The 3,751-nt window shown below is 71.3% G+C and carries 5 protein-coding genes; 2 read left to right on the top strand and 3 right to left on the bottom strand.

Annotated elements, in window-relative coordinates; translation table 11 throughout:
* Positions 1-200 precede the first annotated feature (200 nt).
* Positions 201-503, top strand: coding sequence for a winged helix-turn-helix domain-containing protein (locus CR157_RS11980; RefSeq protein ID WP_110283761.1), 303 nt, complete (start codon positions 201-203; stop codon positions 501-503).
* Between the two features lie 13 nt (positions 504-516).
* Here CR157_RS11980 and CR157_RS11975 read toward each other — a convergent pair whose 3' ends face one another.
* On the bottom strand, positions 517-777 hold the full coding sequence (locus CR157_RS11975) for a hypothetical protein (protein ID WP_110283760.1): 261 nt from the start codon (positions 775-777) through the stop codon (positions 517-519).
* A gap of 229 nt (positions 778-1,006) precedes the next feature.
* Here CR157_RS11975 and CR157_RS11970 point away from each other — a divergent pair, with 229 nt between their 5' ends.
* Positions 1,007-1,561 (top strand): thioredoxin family protein, encoded by a 555-nt coding sequence (locus CR157_RS11970; protein ID WP_110283759.1) that lies wholly within the window; start codon positions 1,007-1,009, stop codon positions 1,559-1,561.
* 75 nt (positions 1,562-1,636) lie between these two features.
* Here CR157_RS11970 and CR157_RS11965 read toward each other — a convergent pair whose 3' ends face one another.
* Both CR157_RS11965 and CR157_RS11960 read right to left on the bottom strand, forming a co-directional pair.
* Positions 1,637-2,779: a hypothetical protein gene (locus CR157_RS11965; RefSeq protein ID WP_110283758.1), complete on the bottom strand. Its 1,143-nt coding sequence runs from the start codon at positions 2,777-2,779 to the stop codon at positions 1,637-1,639.
* On the bottom strand, positions 2,776-3,618 hold the full coding sequence (locus CR157_RS11960; RefSeq protein ID WP_146218679.1) for a hypothetical protein: 843 nt from the start codon (positions 3,616-3,618) through the stop codon (positions 2,776-2,778). The genes CR157_RS11965 and CR157_RS11960 overlap by 4 nt, the downstream gene beginning before the upstream one ends.
* Between the last annotated feature and the right edge of the window lie 133 nt (positions 3,619-3,751).

The raw sequence follows: 3,751 nt of genomic DNA, 5'->3' as shown, positions 1-3,751 counted from the left end.
GCCCCCCCCCCCCCCCCCCCCCCCCCCCCCCCGACGCAGCCCCTCACCACAGCATGGTAGCTTCTCGGGGGGAAGGCCTTGATCTCTGACACGGGGGGATGGCAACGTCGCTGCCGATCGCGCCCTGTTGCCGGTGCACCTCGGCTCGACTACTCTTGCAGGCCCGTCTCCGAGTGACCCGCGACAGCCAGGGGCCGACCATGCCACTCAGCAAGACCCAGTCCAGCTTCTACCGACGCCTCTACGTCGCCCACCTGGTCGACAGCGGCGTCACCAGCGTGCCGGCGATCATGGCCGCCACCGGCATGCCACGACGCACGGCCCAGGACACCCTGGGGGCCCTGGCCGAGCTGGACATCGTCTGCGAATTCGAGAAGGACGCCGGCGAGCGGCACAACATCGGCCACTACGTGATTCGCGACTGGGGGCCCTTCGACCCGAGCTGGATCTCGGCCCACGCCGCTCGTCTCGGCGCCGAACTCGGCTACCCGCCGGCCCCCTGAGCCAGCCGTCGGCTCACCGCCACCGATAGGTGACGCCGCCGATCTCGACTTCCATGATCTCGCCGAACGAGACCATGAAGCCGTTGATGTCACCGGGCGCGCCGTGACTGCCCTGCAGCGCCGTCTCGGGAATGACCTTCACCCCGGTGGCACCGACATGCTGTACCCGAGCCGGGAAACGCCGGCCCTCGTGCTCGACCACCAGCCGCTCGCCGGCCATGCAGCGCTCGACTCGGGCCAGCAGTTCCGCTTCGGTTACCTGCTGCACGCTCATCCGTCACCTCCTCCCTGTCTCGCCCCGTCGCTCGTCATCATCCGATGGACCAGCGAAAGGCCCATGAATTCAACTTTCCTGCCATCCGCCCGGCAGGCGCCATGGCGCCTCTCGCCCCGGCGACCGGCACTGGCCCGATCCAGTGTAGACAGGCCCGGCCGGCCGACTCCAGCGGCGCCATCTGTTACCCTGAGGCTATCCTTCAAGCGACACCCAGGAGGTCTTCCCCATGTCCCTGACACCCTCGAACATGGCCGAACTCGGCAGCCCCCTGCCGGCCTTTCGCCTTCCCGACCCGCGCGGCGAGGAGGTGGGCAGCGCCGACTTCCAGGGCCGGCCCCTGCTGGTGGCCTTCATCTGCAACCACTGCCCCTTCGTCAAGCACGTTGCCGATGCCTTCGCCGACTTCGCCCGGGAGTATGGCGAGCGCGGCCTCGCGGTGATCGCCATCAACAGCAACGATTTCCACAGCCATCCCGACGACAGCCCCGAGCGCATGATCGAGGAGGCCCGCTCGCGGGGCTACGACTTCCCCTACCTGGTGGACGAAAGCCAGGACGTGGCCCGCGCCTTCGAGGCCGCCTGCACGCCGGACTTCTTCCTCTACGACCGCGACCATCGGCTCGTCTACCGCGGCCAGTTCGACGACAGCCGCCCGGGCAAGGACACTCCGGTGACCGGGACCGACCTGCGTGCCGCCGCCGATGCGGTGCTGGCCGGTCAGGCGCCGGACGCGAGCCAGCAGCCGTCGATGGGCTGCAACATCAAATGGAAGACGGCATGAGCCGCAGCCGGCTCTGAAGGTCCGGCCGCGCCCCGTCGCTCGCTCCAGGTGTCAGGGTCAGGCGCGAGGCGCCTGTCAATCGCCCCGGCGGCCGAAGATCCGGTACTCCTCGGGCGTCTGCGTACCCTGCTCGGCCTGGCCGGCATGGTGTTCCATTCGCGAGGCCAAGGTCATGGCGCTGCCCGCGGCCACGCCTTCGAGCGACCGGGCCAGCTCCTCCCTGGCCCGGTCGATCTCCTCATGCAACTCGGTTTCCATCCCGGGCCGATAATGGGCCTCCTGGACCTTGAGCAGCGCGTATTCGCTGCCGACGAACCCCGCGAGGGAGACCGCGGCGGTGGCCGTGCCGATCAGCATGGCCCCGGGGCCGGAGGGCGCCGTGGCCGCAGCCGCCGCGCCGCCCGATGCCAGCGAGCGGGCGGTATTGGCACCGAGCCGGGCCAGCAGGCTGCGCACCGCCATCCGGCCGCCCTGCAGGGCGGCTCCGCTCCCCAGCCGCTGAGCCAGGGCGCGGCCCGCCACCAGGCCGATGCCGGCACCGCCCAGGGTGGCGGTGCCCCAGCGCGAGGCGTCCAGGCTGTCATCAAAGGCCTGCCGTAGCACCAGGTCGAGATCGAGGGCATGGACGGGGCCTTCACCCTCCTCCGCCGGCGCCGCCTGCCGCGGCGCGTACTCCCGGTGCAGGCGCTGGGCGACGCCCTGCATCAGCCCCTCTTGCACCCGGGCCAGGCGTTGCGGGTAGTCCGCCTCCAGCTCGGCCAGGGCCTGCTCGACCCCGCTGGCGGCGACCAGGCGCTCGTGGCGCTGCGTATCCAGCCAACCGTCCAGCTCGCCGGCCACCGCCATCCCCAGCCGCAGGTAGCTGCCGGACAGCGAGTAGTACCAGTCGAGATAGCCCGGCACCGCCGCCTCGAGCGGCGCGAAGGCCGCCTCCAGGCGTTCGTCGACCCAGGGCCGCATCCCGGCCGCCACGTCCTGCTGCAGTCGTGCGGCGAGCCGGTCCAGGTCCCGGCCGAACTCGGCGTGGGTCTCGCCATCGAGCAGCAGGGACTCGCCGTTCACCACCACCCGGAACAGCGGTGCGTCGGCACGGTCCTGCAACAGGCGGTGGCCGAGGTCGAGCAGCAGCATCAGTGCCACGACCGCCAGCAGGGAGGTGGCCCAGCGTCGCCAGCCGCTCGGCGACGGCCGGGCCGTGAGTGACGTGTCAGGGCTCACGATGATTCCCCCTCGCCACGCGAACGCGACGCCACGGGAGCAGACCGGCGGCCCTCCCGGCGCAGCGCATCGGCGCCGATCAGCAGGCGGACATAGGCCCAGGCGAAGGCGCTCTGGGTCAGCAGCAACAGCAGCCAGCCCAGCAGCGCCAGGGGCGCGCCGAGCCGCAGGCTCTCCACGGCGTTCTGCATGGCCCAATACTGGGTGATCTCCACCGCACTGCCCAATCGCTCGAAGAAGCCGAGCAGCGAGGCCGCGTCGCGCCCCTGCAGGTGCCGCAGCAGCGCCTCTTCCCAGCCCAGGCCGATCAGGTAGGGCTGGGGCAGCCAGAGGGCCGCGACCACCAGCGCCAGGCCCAGCAGGCCGGCCGCGGGCACCACCACCAGGCGCCGGGTCACCGCCGGGAGATGGTCGCCGATGACATGCCGCGCCAGGCGGCGACGCAGGCCATTGCGCAGCACCACCAGCCCGACCACCGCGAGCAGCAGCAGCGGCCAGTCGACCCAGGCCAGCAGGCGCATCTTCACCAGCAGCAGCAGTGCCAGGCAGGCGCCCAGCAACTGGTGACGGGCCACCATCAGCGCCCCGCCGCGCAGCCAGCGGTGCCAGGGCGAATCGTCACGCAGGTACTGGTCCAGCCAGGCACGGCGACGCAGCCGGGCGGCCTCCAGGCTGCCGGCGGCGATCAGCTGGGTGACCAGCACCCAGGCCGGCAGGAACAGCAGACCGGCGAGCCGGTCCCCCAGCAGCGACCAGAACAGCACCACCAGCACCGCCAGGGCCAGATGTGCGTGGCTCCACGCGAGCGCTCTCCACCCCCTGCTCTGCCCTCCAGGCATCGACGGGCCTCCACCCACGGCTCACCAAAGGATTCCGGCAGACGGCGCGGCAACGTCAACACCGCATGCGCGCCTGCTCCCCCTTCGAACCTACCACGGCATCGGCGTGCCATCACCGCTTCCTGGGAGATGG

This window comes from Halomonas sp. LBP4 (assembly GCF_003202205.1).
GTDB lineage: Bacteria > Pseudomonadota > Gammaproteobacteria > Pseudomonadales > Halomonadaceae > Halomonas > Halomonas flagellata.
This window is presented reverse-complemented; position numbering and strand designations above follow the sequence as displayed.

Bases quoted from the DNA above. Each gene is read 5' to 3' on its own strand.
- CR157_RS11980 (WP_110283761.1), top strand. From the start codon at position 201: ATGCCACTCAGCAAGACCCAGTCCAGCTTCTACCGACGCCTCTACGTC.
- CR157_RS11975 (WP_110283760.1), bottom strand. From the start codon at position 777: ATGAGCGTGCAGCAGGTAACCGAAGCGGAACTGCTGGCCCGAGTCGAG.
- CR157_RS11970 (WP_110283759.1), top strand. From the start codon at position 1,007: ATGTCCCTGACACCCTCGAACATGGCCGAACTCGGCAGCCCCCTGCCG.
- CR157_RS11960 (WP_146218679.1), bottom strand. From the start codon at position 3,618: ATGCCTGGAGGGCAGAGCAGGGGGTGGAGAGCGCTCGCGTGGAGCCAC.